Source organism: Sphingomonas sp. P3_C6, assembly GCF_056402595.1.
This window is the reverse complement of sequence record NZ_JBFUHB010000004.1, coordinates 24920-44710: the sequence shown is the minus strand read 5'-3', so window position 1 is coordinate 44710 and position 19791 is coordinate 24920. Positions and strand designations below refer to the sequence as shown.

General features: G+C 64.0%; 14 protein-coding genes. 10 read left to right on the top strand and 4 right to left on the bottom strand.

Translation table 11 applies throughout. The annotated features are described in order from the left end of the window. The first annotated feature begins 172 nt into the window (after window positions 1-172). The 3 genes from dgcN (at window position 173) to AC1DT7_RS06510 (ending at window position 3518) form a co-directional block, all read left to right on the top strand. Window positions 173-1210 (top strand): N-acetyltransferase DgcN, encoded by a 1038-nt coding sequence (gene dgcN, locus AC1DT7_RS06520; RefSeq protein WP_478035031.1) that lies wholly within the window; start codon window positions 173-175, stop codon window positions 1208-1210. Then, window positions 1168-2157 carry an N-acetyl-D-Glu racemase DgcA gene (gene dgcA, locus AC1DT7_RS06515; protein ID WP_478035030.1) on the top strand — a complete coding sequence of 330 codons (990 nt, stop codon included), beginning with the start codon at window positions 1168-1170 and terminating at the stop codon, window positions 2155-2157. The genes dgcN and dgcA overlap by 43 nt, the downstream gene beginning before the upstream one ends. 140 nt (window positions 2158-2297) lie before the next feature. Next, window positions 2298-3518, top strand: a complete 1221-nt coding sequence (locus tag AC1DT7_RS06510; protein ID WP_478035029.1) for a dicarboxylate/amino acid:cation symporter — start codon at window positions 2298-2300, stop codon at window positions 3516-3518. 14 nt (window positions 3519-3532) lie between these two features. On the opposite strand, the gene AC1DT7_RS06505 is transcribed toward AC1DT7_RS06510, so the two are convergent. Continuing rightward, window positions 3533-4420 (bottom strand): LysR family transcriptional regulator, encoded by an 888-nt coding sequence (locus AC1DT7_RS06505; protein WP_478035028.1) that lies wholly within the window; start codon window positions 4418-4420, stop codon window positions 3533-3535. 61 nt (window positions 4421-4481) lie between these two features. After that, window positions 4482-6740, bottom strand: a complete 2259-nt coding sequence (locus AC1DT7_RS06500; RefSeq protein ID WP_478035027.1) for a serine hydrolase — start codon at window positions 6738-6740, stop codon at window positions 4482-4484. Window positions 6741-6768: 28 nt separating this feature from the next. Here AC1DT7_RS06500 and AC1DT7_RS06495 point away from each other — a divergent pair, with 28 nt between their 5' ends. The 3 genes from AC1DT7_RS06495 (at window position 6769) to AC1DT7_RS06485 (ending at window position 9026) form a co-directional block, all read left to right on the top strand. Next, on the top strand, window positions 6769-6900 hold the full coding sequence (locus AC1DT7_RS06495; protein WP_478035026.1) for a hypothetical protein: 132 nt from the start codon (window positions 6769-6771) through the stop codon (window positions 6898-6900). 160 nt (window positions 6901-7060) lie between these two features. Then, complete coding sequence (locus AC1DT7_RS06490) at window positions 7061-7738, top strand: helix-turn-helix domain-containing protein (protein ID WP_478035025.1); 678 nt, start codon at window positions 7061-7063, stop codon at window positions 7736-7738. A gap of 166 nt (window positions 7739-7904) precedes the next feature. After that, on the top strand, window positions 7905-9026 hold the full coding sequence (locus AC1DT7_RS06485) for a YkvI family membrane protein (protein WP_478035024.1): 1122 nt from the start codon (window positions 7905-7907) through the stop codon (window positions 9024-9026). Between the two features lie 358 nt (window positions 9027-9384). On the opposite strand, the gene AC1DT7_RS06480 is transcribed toward AC1DT7_RS06485, so the two are convergent. Beyond that, a complete protein-coding gene (locus AC1DT7_RS06480; RefSeq protein ID WP_478035023.1) occupies window positions 9385-12102 on the bottom strand; it encodes a TonB-dependent receptor plug domain-containing protein in 2718 nt (905 codons plus the stop codon). Window positions 12103-12473: 371 nt separating this feature from the next. On the opposite strand from AC1DT7_RS06480, the gene AC1DT7_RS06475 reads away from it, so the two are divergent. The 4 genes from AC1DT7_RS06475 to AC1DT7_RS06460 all read left to right on the top strand — a co-directional run bounded on the left by AC1DT7_RS06475 (window position 12474) and on the right by AC1DT7_RS06460 (window position 18088). Continuing rightward, the gene (locus tag AC1DT7_RS06475) at window positions 12474-13541 is read left to right on the top strand and encodes an alpha/beta hydrolase (RefSeq protein ID WP_478035021.1); all 1068 of its coding nucleotides are present in this window, start codon (window positions 12474-12476) and stop codon (window positions 13539-13541) included. Window positions 13542-13600: 59 nt separating this feature from the next. Continuing rightward, complete coding sequence (locus tag AC1DT7_RS06470; RefSeq protein WP_478035020.1) at window positions 13601-15013, top strand: serine hydrolase domain-containing protein; 1413 nt, start codon at window positions 13601-13603, stop codon at window positions 15011-15013. Between the two features lie 103 nt (window positions 15014-15116). Further along, the gene (locus AC1DT7_RS06465; protein WP_478035018.1) at window positions 15117-17078 is read left to right on the top strand and encodes a serine hydrolase domain-containing protein; all 1962 of its coding nucleotides are present in this window, start codon (window positions 15117-15119) and stop codon (window positions 17076-17078) included. Then, the gene (locus AC1DT7_RS06460; RefSeq protein WP_478035016.1) at window positions 17078-18088 is read left to right on the top strand and encodes a dipeptide epimerase; all 1011 of its coding nucleotides are present in this window, start codon (window positions 17078-17080) and stop codon (window positions 18086-18088) included. Before AC1DT7_RS06465 ends, AC1DT7_RS06460 begins: the two co-directional genes overlap by 1 nt. Window positions 18089-18144: 56 nt before the next feature. Here AC1DT7_RS06460 and AC1DT7_RS06455 read toward each other — a convergent pair whose 3' ends face one another. Further along, on the bottom strand, window positions 18145-19782 hold the full coding sequence (locus AC1DT7_RS06455; protein ID WP_478035015.1) for an N-acyl-D-amino-acid deacylase family protein: 1638 nt from the start codon (window positions 19780-19782) through the stop codon (window positions 18145-18147). Between the last annotated feature and the right edge of the window lie 9 nt (window positions 19783-19791).

The window sequence follows — 19791 nt, the reverse complement described above, 5'->3', positions numbered from 1 at the left end:
ATGTCCCAGGACGCCATCGGTAGCGTCGATGACGTAGATTCAGGGTCGCGAAGCGGCGCCCGCAAGTCCTGCACACGATAACCTGAGGTTATACCCCCGCCCCACATCGATATTGGCGGGGCCGCGCCTTTTCCGGCTAGGCCAGCCGTTGCAGCTTATGCGGGAACGCTCGATGATTGACAGCCCCTACCTCCTCTACCTTGGCCGATCGCAGGACGCCGCCGACATCAAGACGTCGCGCGGCCTGGCCGTATTCCGGCGGGCCGATTGTGTTGGTGAGTTCCGGCACGACCAATGCCCGTTGACGCTCGACCTGCCACGGATGGAGTTTGCCGAAGCCGTTGCGGCGGGCGCGCGGACGCTGGTGCTCGGGATCGCCATCGCCGGCGGACGCCTCGCACCCGAGCTGATCGACGATGCCGTCGCCGCGATCGAGGCCGGGCTGGATATCGCCTGCGGGCTGCACCAGCGGCTTCGCGACAATCCGCGCCTGGTCGAGGCCGCCGCGCGGCATGACCGTCAATTGTACGATGTGCGCGATCCAGCGCCGGATATCCCGGTAGGCAACGGCCGGCCGCGCGCGGGCAATCGCCTGCTCACCATCGGCACTGATTGCTCGGTCGGCAAGATGTACACGACGCTGTGCCTGGAGCGCGGGATGCGCGAACGCGGCATAACCGCCGATTTCCGTGCCACTGGCCAGACCGGCATTCTGATCGCGGGCGACGGCGTTCCGCTGGACGCGGTGGTCGCCGATTTCATCTCCGGCGCGATCGAGCAGCTCTCGCCCGCGCGCCACGACGGAGGCTGGGATCTGATCGAGGGCCAGGGATCATTGTTCCACCCCTCCTTCGCGGGTGTCTCCACCGGTCTGCTGCACGGCGCGCAGCCGGACGCGCTGGTACTGTGCCACGATCCCTCGCGCGAACATATGCGGGGTCTGCCGCATTATCGGATGCCGGGCCTTGCCGAGACGCTTGAGGCGAACCTGCGCACCGCACGTCTCACCAACCCTGCGGTACTTGCCGTCGGTATCGCGCTCAACACCTCGAAGCTCGACCGCACGGAAGCGGCGCGCTTGTGTGCCGAAACCGCCGACGCGCTCGGCCTGCCCTGTACCGACCCCTTCGCCATGGGCGTCGACCCCATTCTCGACTGGATGCAGCAATGTTTCGATCTCTCCGCGCCCGCCACGACGCTTTCCCGCTAGCCACGCCGTTCCGCATCTCGCGCGGCGTCAAAACCGTCGCCGATGTGATAACCGTTGAAATCACCGAGCACGGACTGGTCGGGCGCGGCGAGGGCGTGCCCTATCCGCGCTATGGCGAGACGATCGAGGGGTCTCTCGCCCAGATCGCGGCGGTGCAGGCAGCGATCGAGCAAGGCGCGGATCGGGACGCGGTGCAGCAGCTCATGCCGCCCGGCGCCGCGCGCAATGCGGTGGATTGCGCATTATGGGATCTCGAAGCCCGTCGCGCCGGGCGCACGGTGGCGGCGTTGCTCGGCCGGCCACCGATCGGCGCGACGCCGACCGCGATCACCGTGACCCTCGACACCCCGGAGGCGATGGCACACACCGCGGCTGCGTTGAAAGACGTACCGCTGATCAAGGTGAAGGTCGATCGCAGCGACCCCATCGCATGCATCCGCGCTGTCCGCGACGTGGCGCCGTCGCCCGCGATGATCGTCGATCCCAACGAAAGCTGGACGATGGCGGAGGTCGAGGGGCTTCAGGCCGACCTCGCCGACCTGCGCGTCGATCTGCTCGAACAACCGCTTCCGGCCGGCGAGGACGCGGCGCTCGAAGGTTTCACCTCCCGCATCCCGCTCGCGGCGGATGAGTCCGCGCATGTTGCGGACGACGTCGACGCATTGCGCAGCCGCTATCAGGTAATAAACATCAAGCTCGACAAGACCGGCGGACTCACCGGAGCGATCGCGCTTGCCGATGCGGCTGAGCGCGCGGGGCTCGGGCTGATGACCGGATCGATGATCAGCACTTCGCTGTCGATCGCCCCGGCACTGGTGATCGCGGCCCGATCGCGCTTCGTTGACCTCGATGGCCCATTGTGGCTGGCGCACGACCGTGACGGCGGCGCGCGCGCCGGGAATGGCGTGCTCGCGCCTCCGGAGCCTGGTTTCTGGGGCGGCGCATAAGGTTGCCGATCGATAGCGCCGATCAGTGGCTTCCTATCCTCGGCCTTACATTGCACTATCGGCAACGTTTCTTGGAAGGGGCGGTGAGACATGGGGCATTGCCGCCTGCTGATGCGCACGCCAATGGCGGGTGACTCCCGTTGACGATCCTGCGCGCCTGGTTTGGAATCATTTTGTGGAAGCGCGTGCTCGGCGGATTGGCGGCCGGCATCGCGCTGGGACTGTTGTGGCCGGCCGCCGCGCCCTGGACAGCGTTTGTCGGCGAAATCTTCATGCGGCTGATCCGCATGCTGGTCGTGCCGGTCGTGTTCATCACCATCGCCTCGGGCGTGACATCGCTCGGGGATCCCAAGCGGCTTGGCGCGATCGGCGGCCGCACGATCGCCCTGTTCGCGGCCACCACGATCATCGCGGTGCTATTGGGCATGACGATCGCGCTGGTGATCCAGCCGGGGACCGGCGCGACGCTCGCCGGCATCGTCGCGCATCCGCTCGGCCCCGCCAAATCGGTGCATGACCAGTTGGTCGGCATCGTGCCGACCAACCTGATCGAGGCACTGGTACAGGGCGACATGCTCGCGATCATCTTCTTCGCGCTGCTGGTGGGGGTGGGAACGACGTTGGCGCGCGACGCCGGGCAGCCGCTCGCCTCGCTGCTGCAATCCGCCGCGAGCATGTTGTTTCAGGTCATCGGGCTGGTGATGGAGGTCACGCCATTCGGCGTCGCCGCGCTGATCGCCAGTGCGCTGGCGGCGAACGGCACCGCAATATTCGTCAATATCGGCTGGCTGGCCGGATGCGTGCTGATCGGCGCGCTGGCACAAATGCTTGTCGTGCATAGTGCGATGCTGGCATTTATCGCGCGAATGTCCCCGGTTCACTTCTTCCGGAGCATCGTCGATGCGCTGGTGGTCGCCTTCTCGACCGCCTCCTCTTCCGCGACGCTGCCGGTCGCGCTGCGCGTCGCCACCGACAATCTGGGGCTGCCCCGGCCGGTCGTGTCCACCGTGCTCCCGGTCGGCGCGAGCATCGGCAAGGACGGGACCGCGATGTACGTTGGTATGCTGAGCGTCTTCGCGCTTCAGGCGCTCGGGATAACCCCGACGATCGAGATGCTTGCGATGATGCTGCTGACCGGCGCGCTCGCGGCGTTCGGCACCGCGCCGATTCCCTCCGCGTCGCTGTTCATGCTGGCGGCGGTGCTCGCCGCTGTAGGGGTGAGCGCTGAGCAGACCGCCCTCGTCGTCGGCCTGATACTGCCGTTCGACCGATTGCTGGACATGACGCGAACCGTTCCCAGCGCGAGCGCGAATCTAACCGTGGCCTCCGTGGTGGCACGGTGGGAGGAGCCGGACGAGTAATTGAAGGCCTGTCGTTACGCGAGCTCGTCCATCTTCGCGACGAGCATATCGAGAAACTCGCCGGCAAGTTGGGACGGTGGCCTGTTCTCGAGCGCGATCGCGTGAACATCGAACGTCAACGACGGACGCAGCGGCCGAAAGGACACGCCCTCCCCGATCGCCGCTTGCGCGGTGAAATTGTCGACGATCGTCATGCCGACGCCCTCACGAACCAGTGCGGACGCAATATAGAAGGTCCGCGCGGAAGCCACCTCGGTGAGATCGAGTTCCATCCGCCCCAGCTCACCGCGCAGAAGCTCTCCGATCGGCCCGCTATGAGCGACGCTGATGAAATCACGATCGGCCACCATTTCGAGCGGGATCCGCGCAGGCGCGTCGGGCACCTCCGCCTCGCGGTACAGAAGACCCAGTTCGCCCTCCCCCAGCCATCTGGTGGTCACGGGCAGCCCCTTCGGCACTTCGAAAGCGATCACCAGATCCGTCTCCCGCTCGTAAAGCCGGCGGGCGATCTCATCATGATGCACGGTTTGCAGGTCGAAAAAGACTCCCGGCGTGGCGCGCATGAACTCCGCCACCGATTGCGGCAATAATTTGAGCCCCAGCGATGGCAGTGCGGAAATCCGCAAGGTCACGCCAATTCCTCTGCGCATGTTCTTGCTTGCATGCTTCAGCGCCATCACCCGCGCCTGGATATCCGCGACATCGTTGAAAAGCGCGTGCGCCTCCTCGGTCGGAATCAACTTTCCGCTGTTCCGAAGGAAGAGCGGGAAGCCAAGCAATTGCTCGGCATGGCGGAGCGTCTTGGTGACCGATGGCTGCGAGACGTTGAGTATGCGCGCCGCGCCCGAGATGGACCCGCTGACATAGACGGAATGAAAGATGTCGATATGTCGGAGGTTCATCTGCCCAATCCCGCCTGTTCCAATGGGCAGGACCGGACGAGCCCGCCGCTCGCCCGCCCCCTCAACGCCTTAGGAGCTGTTCGAAGGTCTGGTTGCCGATCGGATAAGCCTGCCATCCGTCCAGATCGAAATGCCACCATTCCTCCGGATAAACCGTGAAGCCATTTCCTTCCATCGCCGATCGCAATACCTCGCGCAGCCAGCGTTGCTCGTCGCTGCCGCCGACATAATCGGTATAGGATCGGCTCGAAAATTCGTCGTAACGGCCGGTCGTGACGATCGGTTTGCCGGTGTTCAGGTCGACCATCGTCAGATCCACCGCCGCGCCGCGATTGTGCCGCGATCCCTGCCGGGGATCGGCGACGAACATCCGGTTCTGCGGTGGGGTCGCATCCCAGAAAATCTTGGTGACGTACCACGGCCGATAGGCATCGTGGATCAACAGTCCGAAGCCTTGTTCGCTCAGCGTCCGGTTGATCCGCCCCAATGCCGACGCCGCCGGACGCTGCATGAACGCGCCCGCGCTCTCGTAGATCGGATGCCCGGTGAAATTGTTCGGCGTCGCATAACGTATATCCAGCCGGATGGCGGGCGTCAGCGCCTGCACAGAGACCAGGTCCGATGCACGCGCCGCAATGGGCTCCGCCGGCGGCGTGGCGGCGAGCGCCTCGCGGCGCAGGTCCGAGATCCCGGTCCGCATCGTCGCGCGAACGGCGGCCTCGGCCTCCGCCCCGAAATCGCGCCGCGGAAAGCGGATGCCGCCAAGCAGCGCGGCCGTCACCGCGCCATCCTTCCCGCGCTCGAAGCGTAGTTGCTCATGCGGGTACAGGCCACGATCGGTCGGGAAGGCGTAGGTGTCTTTCGCGACGCGGGTCAGCGGTCGCCAGTCGACCCACTCGATGCGCGCATAAGGTTTTCCGTCGCGCTGATAGATGCGCAGGATGTTGTGGTCGAAACCATATTCGCCGATGAGCGCCGCCAGTTCGGCATCGGGCGCTGGCGGCCTGCGCCATTCCTCCCGCCGGTAGCGTCGGCCATCAAGCTCCACCCACTGTCCGCCCGGATCGAGCGCAAGGCGATCGTCGAAGGTCTGCGCATCGTCGATCAGGAAACGCCCCTGCGCCTCGCGTACTTCCCCCGCCAGTTCGGGCGCATCCAGCACGAGCCCGCCTTTGTAGACCCGCAAATTGACGCTGTCGTCACCGTTGACGAAGCGCCCGGAGAGGAGCGCCGCGCGCTTCCCGTCGACCGGCGTCGATCCGATCCATTCCGGCACGGGCGCCCCCCGCTTCGCGGCAAGGAGACTGCTGAGCGCGAACTCTCCCAGTCGGCGCGCGCTTGTGCCCGCGTCGATCGTGCTGAACACTACCACCCCCAGTCCGGCCTCGGGCGCGAGTCTTACGTCGGTGGCAAACCCATACACCGCCCCGCCATGCCCCACGATACGCTGGCCCGCCGCCTCGCCGAGCGCGAAGCCCAGGCCATAGCGTTTGCTGTCACCCCCCGGATATTGCGGTTGCCACATCTTCTCCAGCGTATCCGGCCGCAACAACGCTCCGCCCGTCGACAATGCGCCGCGATTGAGCAGCGCCTGGACGAACCGCCCAATATCGTTCGTATCGGTATAGAGGCTGCCCGCCGCCGGGGTGCCCAGTTCGAGTGGCGGCGCATCGAAGCGCGGCCCATCGAACGATGCCATCTGGGATCGCGCGACCGGATGCTTCGACGCCGCACGCGACAATATGCTGGCCTTCATGCCGAGTGGCGACAGAACCAGTTCGTCGAGAGCTCGCTCGAATGACGTCCCCATCACATGGGCGACAACCTCGCCAACCACGGCGATCCCGGCATTCGAATATTTGGTGACGGTGCCGGGCCGCGCGACCAGCGTGGTCTGAGCGAGGCTGGCGACCGTGTCCGCCTGCCCTTTCTGCGCATCGTCGAAATAGTTGCCGCGCGGTGGCTCGCGCACCAGGCCACTGCGGTGTGCCATCAGCTGGCGCAGCGTGATCGGTACGCCGAAGGGATTGCGCGGATGGAAATCGGGTAGGTAGCGCGTCACCGGCGCGTCGAGATCGACCCGGCCCTGCTCCACCAGCTTCATCACCGCGATGTCGGTCAGCAATTTCGTCACCGAGCCCGCGCGATAGAGGCTGTCGGCCGCGTCCTCGTCCGCACCGCCGCTCCATTTCCGCTGCCAGACGACGCCATCGCGACTGATGAGCGCCACGGCGATCGAGGGAACCTGCTTGCCCGCGATCTCGGCCTGCGCCGCCATCTCAACCCGCGCCCCGATCGCGGCAAACTGCTGTGCGGTCAACGGTGCATCAGCCGGAGCAGGAGCAGCCGTGGCGCTGGATGCGACAGCAACGGATAAAGGCGCCACGCATAACAGCAGCCCGTTCGCCAGCCAGGCGCGCGATCGTGAAATCGGTTCCATCATCATCTCCTCAGCGGACGCGAAATTTTTCATATTCTGAATTTTTGTCAATGCAGGATGAAAATTAGAAAAAATCGATACGATTTTCCATTCAGGTTGAAGCGCTGAGCCGGGAACCCTAGGTTTACGCGTGGTAAATCGGGTGCCTGACAGGATGGGCTTCGCCTGCTAGATCGCAGTGAACGCGAGGAAGGATCACAATGTCTGCGGCCAATTTTCAGAATCGGGAAAGCGATCGGACGGTGGTGCCCGAACCCACCGATCCGGGGGCGGTCTTGCGACAGTTCCGCACCGAGCAGAAAATGACGCTCGCCGAAGTCAGCAAGCGTACCGGCCTGCCGATCTCCACGCTGTCGAAGATCGAAACCGGCAAGATGCCGCTAAACTACAGCAAGCTGCTTCGGTTGAGCCAGGGCCTGAATCTCGACATTACCCGGCTGTTCGCCGACGCCAACCCGCTACCCGGCCCGGCACCGACGCCGCCGACGAAGACCAGCGGACGCCGCAGCTTCACGCCGGCGCAGAGTGGCCCGTCGATCCGCACCGCCACCTACAATTATGTGTATCCAGCGGCCGACCTGCTTCACAAATCGCTCAATCCGATGGTGATCGATGTCCGCGCCCGATCGATTGAGGAATTCGGCGACCTTATGCGCCACCCTGGCGAGGAATATGCCATGGTGCTTGAGGGGGAATGCGAGTTCCACTGCGACCTGTACGCGCCGGTTGCGATGAAGCAGGGGGATTCGATCTATTTCGATGGCGTTATGGGCCATGCCTATGTCGCGGTCGGTAACGCGCCATGCCGCATATTGTGCGTGTGCTCGGTTGGCGAAGATGAGCTCAAACCTTTACTTCGTCCGATCGGTGCGGGCTGACAATATTCCTGGTCGAGCCGATCGCACCACAGCCTCTCGTCACGCCGGACAGCCGCCAGGCCCGCAAGCGCGCCTCGCCTCCCTTGCTCTCGATCCTTGCTCTCGATAAAATTTCTGATTAGGACTTATTTGTCACGAAAAGAAAATTCTATCGGGGAGCGGCTGGATGCAGTTTTGGAGCGCGCTGAATCGTTATCTGCTGCCGGGCCTGGCCTTCAAAGCCGTGGTGATCGGCGGCGGATATGCCACCGGACGCGAGCTGGTCGAATTCTTCATGCCGGCGGGCCCGGTCGGCGGCCTGCAAGGCATGCTGCTGGCGACGCTGATCTGGAGCATTGTCTGCGCGCTGACCTTCCTGTTCGCGTTCAGAATCGGCGCCACGGATTACCACAATTTCTTCCGTAGCCTTCTGGGGCGGTTCGATTTCCTGTTTGAAGTGATCTACTTCGCCTTTCTCATTCTGGTGCTGTCGGTTTTCGGCTCAGCCGCGGGAACGCTTGGAACCTCGCTGTTCGAATTGCCCCAGATCGTCGGAACACTGGCGCTGATAGCGCTCACGCTCGTCGTCGTGGCGCTCGGGCAAGGCGCGGCCGAGAGCCTGTTCAAATATGTCTCGGTGCTGCTGTACGGCGTCTATGCGATTTTCCTCGTCCTCTGCCTTTCCTATTTCCTGCCGGAAATCCGCGCAGGCCTGAATCAGACGGCCCCAACCACCGGCTGGGCGACGGGCGGCATCACCTATGCGTCTTATAACGTCATCGGCGCGGTGCTGATCCTGCCGGTGCTTCGGCACCTGAAATCCGATCGCGACGCCGTCATCGCCGGCCTTCTGTCCGGCCCGCTGGCGATGATCCCGGCACTCGCCTTCTTCGTCTGTCTCATCCCCTTCTATCCGAACATCCTGCATGAGCCGCTGCCGTCGGATTTCGTCCTGAAGGCTTTGAACTTCCCCGCTTTCCACTTCGCGTTTCAGGCGATGGTGTTCTTCGCGCTGCTCGAATGCAGCGTGGGCTTCGTCCAGGCGTTCATGGCGCGGCTCGACGTTCATAACGAGCACCGCGGCCGCCAGACGCCGCAATCGCTGCGTATCGTCGTGCCGGCGGCGATCACGCTGGGTTCCGTCTTCATCGCCGCGAATGTCGGCCTGGTGGAGCTGATCGCCCAGGGATATCGCACGATGGGCTATGCGATCCTGCTGATCTACGTGGTTCCGCTGCTGACGATCGGCGTCGCCCGCCTGCTGCGGCGAAGGCCAGATCCCCGCGTCGTCGAAGAAGGCGCCTCCTGACGCCCCAGAATACCGCCCCGGACGTCACCGGGCGCGATCGTCCCCTCGCCCCGGTCAGCGCATTGTAGCAATGTGCTGACCGGGGCTTTTCCGTGCATGGTCGGCTATTCCTGTGGAAGCCCCCGATATCCAGCAGCGTGCGCACCATCCCAACGCCTCAGGGCGGTACCCTCCCCCCGCTGTGGAACGGTCGACGGAAGAGCCCCCCACTGCTCCTTGTCCGCTCGCGCAGCTGCGCCGGCGGGTCTCTCCGGGCGATCATGGTGAAAATGCCCCCCAGGTTGCACCGGGCACAAAAAAAGGGCGGCGACCAGTTGGTCACCGCCCGAGTGCTATTCTGGCGTGCGCGAGGGAGCGCTCAGAATTTCAGTTTCACACCTGCCGAATAATAGCGCCCGATCACATCATAGTTCGGGTTGGTATAGGGGGTGTATGGGGGCTTCGCGTCGAACATATTGTTGACGTTGCCGAACAGCGTGAACTGGTTCACCTTGAACTGCATCCCGAAGTCGAAATAGGTACGGCTGCTGATATCATTGTTGAGGATCGGCTTACCATTCGCGCCCCTCAGCGTGGCGCTATAGATGCCACCAGCGACATAGCGCGCGCGCAAATCGGCGCCGAAGCCGGCATCGGAATAGCTTAACGCGCCCGTCACCCGCCATTTCGGCGTGGAGAATGCGGTATCCCCGCCGACTACACCAGCGGCATCGACGCCGTTGACCAGCAGATCGAAGACATGGTTGGCGACCACACGCGCCGTGACCGTGCCATCGCCCACCCGCGTCCGATAAGAGCCTTCGATATCGAGCCCGCGCGTCTTGTATGACGCGAGATTACGATAAGCGATGGAGATCGACTCGATCGTGCCGTCAGCCTTGCGCGTAATGACGCCGCCGCAGGTCGGATCGGTCGGTGCGCCCAGCTTGCACTGCGAGAGCGTATCCTGCGCGGTAACGGTGGTGATCACATTGTCGATAGCGATCGAATAGTAATCGACCGACACACTGAACCCCTTGAGATACCGGGGCGAATACGATCCACCCAGGGTCAGCGTGTGCGATATTTCAGGTGTCAGCTTTGCGTTGCCGCCGGAATAGAGGAAGACGTTCGCCTGCTGGATGTTGAGATACGGATCCTGGACGTTTCCGATATTCGTCGATCGGTTGAGAAAATATTCGACGATGCTGGGCGACCGGATATCGCGCGAATATACCGCGCGCAGCAACAGATCGTTGACGACGCGCAACGTGCCACCGGTCTTCCACGTCCATATGCCGCCGCTGGTGCTGTAATCGGAATAACGCGCCGCGCCGTTCACCTCGAGGTGCACGGTATCGGTCACGTCGATCAGCGGCATATTGACCTCGCCGAACACTTCCTTGACGCTGAACGCGCCATTGGTCGGCGCAGAATTGAGCGTCGCGAACGCCTTCGCCAGCGACAGCGGATCGATGAAATTCGTGGTCAGCTTCTCCCACCGCCAGTCGGTGCCGAACGCGATATCGACCGGGCCAGCAGCCATGGAGAATGGCTGGCCATGAACGCTCGCGCCCGCCGCATCGAGCTTGTTGGTGACGATGGACTGATTGGCGCCGAAAGCATAGGCTTGCGCGGCAGCCGAAATATTGCCGTTACCGAGCAGGTTGATCGGCACGCAGGCAGGATCGGTAGCCGTCACCGCGTTGATACGGCAAGTCGGCACGCCATTCACCAATACGGCATCGACCGCGTTGTTGAAGCGGGTAGTGATCCGTTGATTGTAGAGCGATTGATCGGATCGTGTCTCGCCATGATCGTAATAGACGTCATAGCCCCATTTCTCGCCAACGGTGCCCTTCAGCCCGATCGCACCTTCCAGATTGCGGCGGGTATATTTGAAGTTGAGTACCCGCTCGGGACCCACGTCATCCAGGATGCGCCCAAGGACGAAGGGAGTAGTGACGCCGCTCGCAGCGAGCTGCGCGCGCGCCGCCGCCGTGAGAAACGCGTTGTCCGCCCTGATTACCGGGGTCGGCGTTTCCGGGAAGAAGCCATAATCGCCGTGCATCCGGTTGAAATTGCCGTTCGCCCAGAGTTTCAGCGATTCGGTCAGTTCATAGGTCGCGCGGGCGAACACGTTTGTCCGCTGGTACGGCGACGAGACCGCGACATAGTCGTAGATGTTCTGCCCGTTGCCACCGACCGTAAACTGTCCTGCCGTCTGGCTGCCCAACGGGAGCGGGCCCACGCTGCCATCCGGGTTGAACACGAGATTATACGGCGCGGCGGTGAGGCCAAGGATCGATCCGCCGCGATTGACGATGGTATAATTTACGTCGTTGGCCAGGATAAGCTGGCCGTCCGAGCGCTGGAAGACGCCCGCTTCCAGATTGGGGCGGCCCTTGCGGCTCAAGATGCCCTTCTCGTCGGTATAGTCGGCGCCGACCATGAAATGGCCGCGGCCGCCGGCGAACGTCGTGCCCCATGCACCGTCGACACTATAACGCATCCCGTCGCCACGCGACGAGACGCCCGTCTGCGCACCGAGACGCACACCCTTCATCTCATCATCGAGAATGATGTTGACGACGCCGGCAACCGCGCCCGAACCCCAGGCAGCAGAAGCGCCGCCGGTTACGACGTCCACGCGCTTGATAAGGCTCTGCGGCACGGTGTTGAGATCGGTACTGCCTATGAACCGGTGCCCATCGAGCAGCGTCAGCGTCCGCACCGCGCCCAGACCGCGCAAATCGGCGTTCGAGGTGCCGCTGGTGGTATTGCCGACAGTCGTGGAGGGGGTAGAGGTCGCGCGGAACTGCGGCATATCGTTCAGCACCTGCGCGATGCTGGGGCGATTGCCGAGGCGCAACTCGTTCTCGCTGATCACCGTCGTCGGCGTCGGGGCATCGAAGCCCAGCCGCTGAATGCGCGACCCGGTTACCACGATGTCCTGATTGGGATCACTGCGCTCGGCTTCCTCACGGTCGGGAGCGGCGTCGCGCGCCTCCGGCGCGGTCTGCGCCACTGCCGTGGCTGAACTCAATATCACCGAAAGGGCCGTGCCCGCCGACCAGAATACGCGTTTCGCTCTCATTAAACTCCCCTCTATGTGTGTGGACAGTGCCGCATCGGCTATTTCCGATGTCGCGCCGCTGGCTGATTACCTCCCGCAACAACAGCAATCCGATCGGGGTTGAGCACGCCGTATTGGAGAATGCAATCCCAATTCGGCTGTAAATGCTAATCCTGAAATCTGGTAGCCGCGGACGAACGCCGCGCCGCAACCAATCGAATTTCGATAATTTCAGGAATATTATATGTATTTTCAGAGTTTTATATAAAATCATAAAATCATCCGAGCGATGCGTGGGGCAATCAGGGCGATAAATCCTGATCAGAGAATTTTCACATATTGAAAATTCCTGAGTCTGACGCCATAAGCCGCCGATCAGGAGAAGGGTGCAGATGATGCCAAACGTCGACACGCCGGGTCACCGGTCCCGTACCAGGCGCTGGCTGACGCGCATCGGCAAGGGCGTGCTCGTCCTGCTGGCCCTCGTGGTCGCCGCCGGCGCCATTTACGAATGGATCGGTCGGCGGAATGCGAATCGGGATTACCCGCCACCCGGCAAGCTGGTCGATATCGGCGGTCGCAAAATGCATCTCGACTGTCGCGGATCCGGGTCGCCGACCGTGGTGTTCGAATCCGGGCTCGGCTCCGGTGGATCGACCGATTGGCGACTGGTGCAGGACAAGATCGCCACCGTCACGCGCGCGTGCAGCTATGACCGGGCCGGCATCATGTGGAGCGATGGCAAATCGACGCCGCAGGATGGCGCAGCGGTCGCGGATGATCTTCACGCCACATTGAGCCGCGCCGGGATAACCGGCCCCCTCGTGCTGGTCGGTCATTCGATCGGCGGCCCCTATACGACGATCTACACCGCCAAGTTCGGCGATCAGGTTGCGGGGCTGGTGCTCGTCGATCCCACGCACCCCGATCAGATCACCCGCCTGGGCGCGCTCACCAAGGCCAATCTCCATCCTAGCAGCGTCGTTGGCATTTTGCGCGTTGCGGGGGCGTTCTCGTGGATGGGCGTGCCGCGACTGATGGCGTCGCGCGGCGCCTCTCCAAAGTTCACGCAGCAAACCAACGCCGAGGTCGCCGCGCATGGCAGCCAGTCGATCAACGGGTCTCTGTCCGAGGTCGAGGGATTCGACCGGACGCTCGATCGGGCGCGCGCGTCGCACAATTTCGGAAACCGGCCGCTGATCGTGCTGACCTCGATGGCGCCGCTCCAGCCCGCCGCGCTGAAGATGCTGGGCCTGCCGGCGGCAGGCGGGGTGCGCTTCAAGGATACATGGCGGCAATTGCACAGCGAGATGAGCAAGTGGTCTACCAGAGGCGAGCAGAGGATCGTCCCTGACGCCACTCACTATATTCAGGTCGACCGGCCGGATGTCGTCATCACCGCCGTGGATGACGTGATCCGAACGGTTCGCGCCGATGAAGCGAAGGCACGCGGCAAATGAGCAAGCCCGGCCTGCACTCACTCCCGACCATTCGTCATCTGCTTATGAAGGACGTCCGTATGCCACGCTTTATCCAGCGCGCCAGCCTCTCCGTGATCGCGATGCTACTGGCCGCGCCCGCGCAAGCCGCCTCGATCGCGAGCCCTGCCGACCTCGGCACGGCAGTTTCGGCACAGATTGCGTGCGCGAGCATCTTCGTCGCGGGCCGCAAGGAGGAGGATGTGCTGCGCGATGACGTCCACGCGCTCGCGCCGTTCACGCAGGCCGTGACGCTCGCCGTCGACCGCAAGGGTCGCACCGTGACCGCATCGGCGCCAGACGCGGCAACGCGAACCGCTTTGTACCGGCCTGCGGTCGGCTGCACCCTGCTCACGGACACCAACGCGCGCGCCGCACTGGAGCGCCAGGTTGCCCGCTTGCCTGCCGCCAAAACACGCCCGGCCCTCCCCTGGCCGCAAGGAGACGGCCCCCGCACCCCGGTGATCGCCAGTGAAACGCTGGCAGCGGCGGTCAACGCCGCCTTCGTGGAGCAGAACAAGGCTGGCTATCCCGATACGCGCGCGATCGTCGTGGTGCAGCATGGGAAGATCGTCGCCGAGCAATATGCACCGGGCTTCGATCGCGACACCCGCTTGCTGGGCTGGTCGGCAAGCAAGAGCATCGCGGGGACGTTGGTTGGCCTGCTGGTCGATGATGGCGTGCTGAAGCTCGACGCGCCGGCGCCGGTACCCGAATGGCAGCACGAAGGCGATCCGCGCCGCGCGATCACGCTGCAGCAGTTGCTGACGATGTCCAGCGGGCTCCGCTTCAAGGAGCCTTATGTTCCGGGCTCGGATTCGATCCAGATGCTGTTCGATTCATCTGATATGGGGAAGCTGGCCGCCTCGCTGCCGCTCGAACATCCGGCAGGCTCGACCTGGAGCTATTCGTCCGGCACCAGCAATATCCTGTCCGGCATCGTCACGCGCGCGACGGGGGGATCGCTGGACGCGGTCACCCGTTTCGCCCGCAAGCGCCTGTTCGAGCCGGCGGGCATGGCGAGCGCGCTGATCGAACCGGACGAGTCGGGTGTGCCGGTCGGCAGTTCCTATGCCTATGCCACCGCGCGGGATTGGGCGCGCTTCGGCCTGCTTTATCTCCACAACGGAATGGTCGGGGATAAACGCGTTCTGTCGCAGCAATGGGTGGATTTCATCCGTACGCCGACAAAGGCCGGGCCGCGCCCGGTATATGGTGGCCAGTTCTGGCTCAACCGTGCCGAGGAGAGCGGCGAGCGACGGCGGATTCTCAAGGATGTGCCGGAAGATGCCTTCATGGCGATGGGGCACAGCGAGCAGATGATCGCGATCATCCCGTCGCTAGACACCGTGATCGTCCGGATGGGCTGGACGCCGGAAGGCCAGCGCTTCGATCATAACAAGTACATGGCCGGCATCATCGCGGCGCTGCCCAAGGCTGATGGCACGCCATGATCCGTTCGCGCTGACAGCGCCCACGAAATACCGGCCCCGACAACACATGTGCCCCTCGCGGCGATGAGCCGCCCGCGGCGACACGATGGGAGAATATTGGCTCATGCGATCTGTAACCGCCCTCGCAGCCGCGCTGTTAATGCTAGGCGGCAGCGTCGCGACCGCCCAGCGCCCCGCAACGCCAGCCACCGCCCCGGCGCGCCTGGCAACGCCCCAGGCCGCGCCGGCGGCGGAGCCCCGGTCGCTCGACAAACAGGACGTCGACGCCTGGCTCGACGGCTATATGCCCTTCGCGCTGAAGCGTGGCGATATCGCGGGCGCTGTCGTCGTGGTGGTAAAGGACGGGCAGATACTCACCCAGCGAGGCTTCGGCTATGCGGACGTAAAGACGCGATCACCGGTCGATCCGGCGCGCACGATGTTCCGCAACGGCTCGGTGTCGAAACTCCTCACCTGGACGGCGGTGATGCAACAGGTGGAAGCGGGCCGGATCAACCTCGATGCCGATGTGAACACTTATCTCGATTTCAAGATACCACCCAAGGACGGCAAGCCGGTGACCATGCGTCAGTTGATGACGCACACCGCCGGGTTCGAGGAACACGCCAAATATGTGATGTTCAGCGACCCCAGGAACTTCCTCCCGCTCGGGCAATTCGTGAAGACGCAATTGCCACGGCGCATCTATGCGCCCGGCACGACGCCATCCTATTCGAATTACGGCACGACACTGGCGGGTTACATCGTCGAGCGCGTCAGCAAGACGCCGTTCAATGACTATATCGAACGCCATATCTTCACGCCGCTGGGCATGAAACACTCTACCTTCCGCCAGCCGCTGCCAAAGGCACTCGCGCCGTTCATGGCCTCGGGATATCGTGTCGCTTCCGGCAGCGCGCAGAAATTCGAATATCTGCCGACGGTGCCCGCCGGCGCGCTATCGGCATCCGGCGTGGATATGGCGCGGTTCATGATCGCGCATCTCGATCAGGGCGCCGGGCTGATGAAGCCACAGACCGCACGAATGATGCACGATACGCCGCTGACGCTCCTCCCCCCGCTCAACCGGATGGAGCTGGGCTTCTTCGAAAGCAATATCAACGGCCGTCAGGTGATCGGGCATCTGGGCGACACCGTTCAATTCCACACCGCGCTCCATCTGTTCATGAATGAAAAGGTTGGCCTCTTCGCCTCGTTCAACAGTTGGGGGGAAGACACCGCGATCGGCCCGGTACGCCACCAGTTATTCGAGGAATTCGCGGATCGATACTTTCCGCCCATCGGCGCACCCGATGGCCGGGTGGACGCCAAAACCGCCGCCGAACACGCCAAACTGCTGGTCGGCCGCTGGATCAAGAGCCGCCGCGCGGACACCACCCTTCTCGCCTTCCCGAACCTGCTCGGCCAGGTTTCGGTGACGCTCGACGCTGAGGGCAATCCGGTCATTCCCGTGGCCCGCAATGCCAACGGCAAGCCAATGAAATGGGTCGAGATCGCCCCATTCGTCTGGCGCAACGCCGATGGCCATGATCGCCTTGCCGCCAAGGTCGTGGACGGCAAGGTGGTGCGCTGGAGCACGGATTCGACGTCTCCATTCCTGGTATTCGATCGCGTGCCGCTGTCCAGATCCGGCGCCTGGATGATACCGGCGGTGATCGCGAGCCTCGCGATCCTGCTGCTCACCGTCCTGCAATGGCCGGCAGCCGTCCTGGTCCGCCGCCACTATCGCGCCCCGCTCCGCCTGCAGCGCCGCTCGCTGCTCGCCTATCACGGCGTCCGATTGACGGCCGGCCTGGCGATCGCCCTGACGGCGGGCTGGATGATCGGCTTCGGCCTGCTGGAACCTGTCCCCGCGTTCGACCCGTGGCTGTGGCTGCTGCAGATCGGCGGACTGATCGTCCTTGTCGGCGGCATCGCGCTGGCGGCCTGGAACATGATGTTCGCCTTCGCGGAACGGCGTAGCCGGTTCAGCCGGCTCTGGAGCGTGCTCATCCTGGCCGCCCTGCTGATGCTCGGCTACACGGCATGGACCTTCGGCCTGCTCTCCCTGTCGGTGAACTATTGATGCCCCGGCTGAAGCTGCATGTCGCGGTAGAGCCCCTGCGTCTCGCCGCCCCGTTCCGCATCGCCCGGGAAGTGATCGAGGCGCGAGATGCGATCCTCGTCACCCTCGACGACGGCCACCATATCGGGCGCGGCGAGGCGAGCGGCGTCAACTATATCGGCGACAACCTGCCGCAGATGCTCGCCGCGCTCGATCAGGCACGCGAAGCGATAGAGGCCGGTGCTCCGCACCGGGAACTGCGCTCGATCATGCCGCCAGGTGGTGCCCGCAACGCCGTCGACGCGGCATATTGGGAACTTGAGGCCGGACGCGCGGGAAGGCCGGTCTGGGCGGTCGCTGGAATGGAGTCGCCCCGCGCGCTGCGCACCACCTTCACGCTGGGGGCCGACGAACCGGCGAAGATGGCGGCGGGCGCGATCGCCTATGACCACGCCCTTTCGATCAAGATCAAGCTGACTGGCGACCTCGACCTGGATATCGCGCGCGTAAACGCTGTGCGCGCCGCGCGACCAGATGCGTGGTTGGGCGTCGATGGCAACCAGGGCTTCGCCAGCACCGATCTCGAGCGGCTGGTCGCCGCGATGGTCGCCGCGCGGGTGTCGCTGATCGAGCAACCGCTGGCGCGCGGCCGTGACGCAGAACTCGACGGCCTCGATTCACCGATCCCGCTCGCCGCGGATGAGAGCTCGCAGACGCTGGACGATCTCCCCGCACTGTGCGGCCTGTACGACGTCTTCAATATCAAGCTCGACAAATGTGGCGGGCTTACCGAGGGCCTGATGATTGCCGAAGCCGCACGCCAGGCGGGCATGAAGGTAATGGTTGGCAGCATGGTGTGCAGCAGCCTCGGCATGGCGCCGGGCTTCGTGCTGGGGCAGCTTTGCGATCTCAACGATCTCGACGGCCCAATCTTCCTGAAGGAGGATCGGACGCCCGGCGTCGTCTATCGCGACGGAACCATCTGGTGCGATGAGGAAGTATGGGGCGGCGGCGTCAAGGTAGCCGCCTGACCCGGTAGGGTTCTGGCGTGGGCGGGGGCGTCGCCTCCCCCGCCCGCCTTCAGCAGTCAGCTACAGCTATGGCGCAGCGCGACACCTGGCCGCGCCGACGTGGTCTTGCCGCCGCGCAGCACCGCCACCCCGTTGACGATCACATCATCGATCCCGCTCGGGGATGCGACGGGCTTCTCCCAGCTACTACCTTCCTCCACCTTGTCGGCATCGAAGATCGTGACATCGGCGCGCAGCCCCTCGCGCAGCACGCCGCGATCGGCGAGCCCCATCCGCTGCGCCGGCCACGACGTCATCTTGCGCACCGCATCCTCCAGCGTCAGCACATGGCGCTTGCGGACATAGTCGCCCAGGATACGCGGGAAGGTGCCGTAAGCGCGCGGATGCGGCAACCCGAGCGCGTCCAGTTCTCCGAACTTCGCGGTTGCCCCGGCATCGGTGCCGATGCTGGTCCAAGGCTGCTTCAACGCCAGTTCGATATCTGGCTCGTCCATCATGAAATAGAGGCCATAGGCGCGGTTGGGGAGCGCGTTGAGCAAGATATCCCACGCTACGTCAGCGGGATCGCGCCCCACGGCTTTGCCGATCGCGGCGAGGCTCTGCCCACGATAGCGATCCATCTTGGGATCATAGGCATTGGCGAGGACGACATGGTCCCAGCCGCCGGACGCCTCGACCAGATTGGACCAGCCCGGCAGCGAACCGGCGGCGACCTCGCGCTTGATCCGTTCACGCACCTTCGGATCGCGCAGCTTTTCGTAACCGGCCTTCGCGCCCTCCGCGAACACCCAGTTCGGCACGGTGATGTCCAGCCCGGTCCCGCCAGCGGTGTAGGGATAGAGATCCGCGGCGATATCCACGCCCCGAGCACGCGCAGCGGCGATCCGCGCAAGCGCCTGCGGCATCAGCTTGCCTGCCAGCGGGCGATACGCCGCCTTCAGGTGGAATATCTCCACCTTTGCCCCGCTGCGCTCGCCGATCGCGATGGCTTCGTCGATCGCCTCGATCAGCTTGGCGCTCTCATCGCGCATATGGCTGGCGTAAAAGCCGCCGCATTTCCCGGCGACCGATGCCAGCGCTACCACCTCGTCGGTCGACTGGAAGCTGTTGGGCGGATAGATCAGGGCGGTCGATACCCCGAACGCGCCATTCTTCATGGCGACCGTGGTCTCGGCCTTCATCGCCTCGAGTTGTTCCGGCGTCGGCGTTCCCGCCCCGTCACCCAGCACCTTCAGCCTTGGCTGCGCTGCATTATAATAAGTACCGAAATTTACGGCGATGCCGCTTTTTTCCATGGCAGTGAGATAGTTGCCGATCTCCACCGCGTCGACTGGCGTGCCGCCCTCCCCGGCGATGACGGTGGTGACGCCCATGCGCAGCTTGTTCTCGGCCGCGCCGGATTTGGGCAGCACCTCGCCCGATTGGTCCATCATGTCGATGAAGCCCGGCGAGACATAGCGATTGCGCGCATCGATCTCGTCGCGCCCCTTGCCACCAACCACACCAATCTTGGCTATCCGGCCGTCCTTGATCGCAATATCGGCATAGACCCAGGGATTGCCCGCGCCGTCGAGCACGCGGCCGCCGCGGATGACGATGTCATATTCGGCGGTCGGCACCTGTGCCGGCGTCGCGATAGGGGAAAGCGCAGTGCCGAGCAGCAGCGCGGCTGCGATCGTGAAATGTTTCCTCATGGCGTCCTT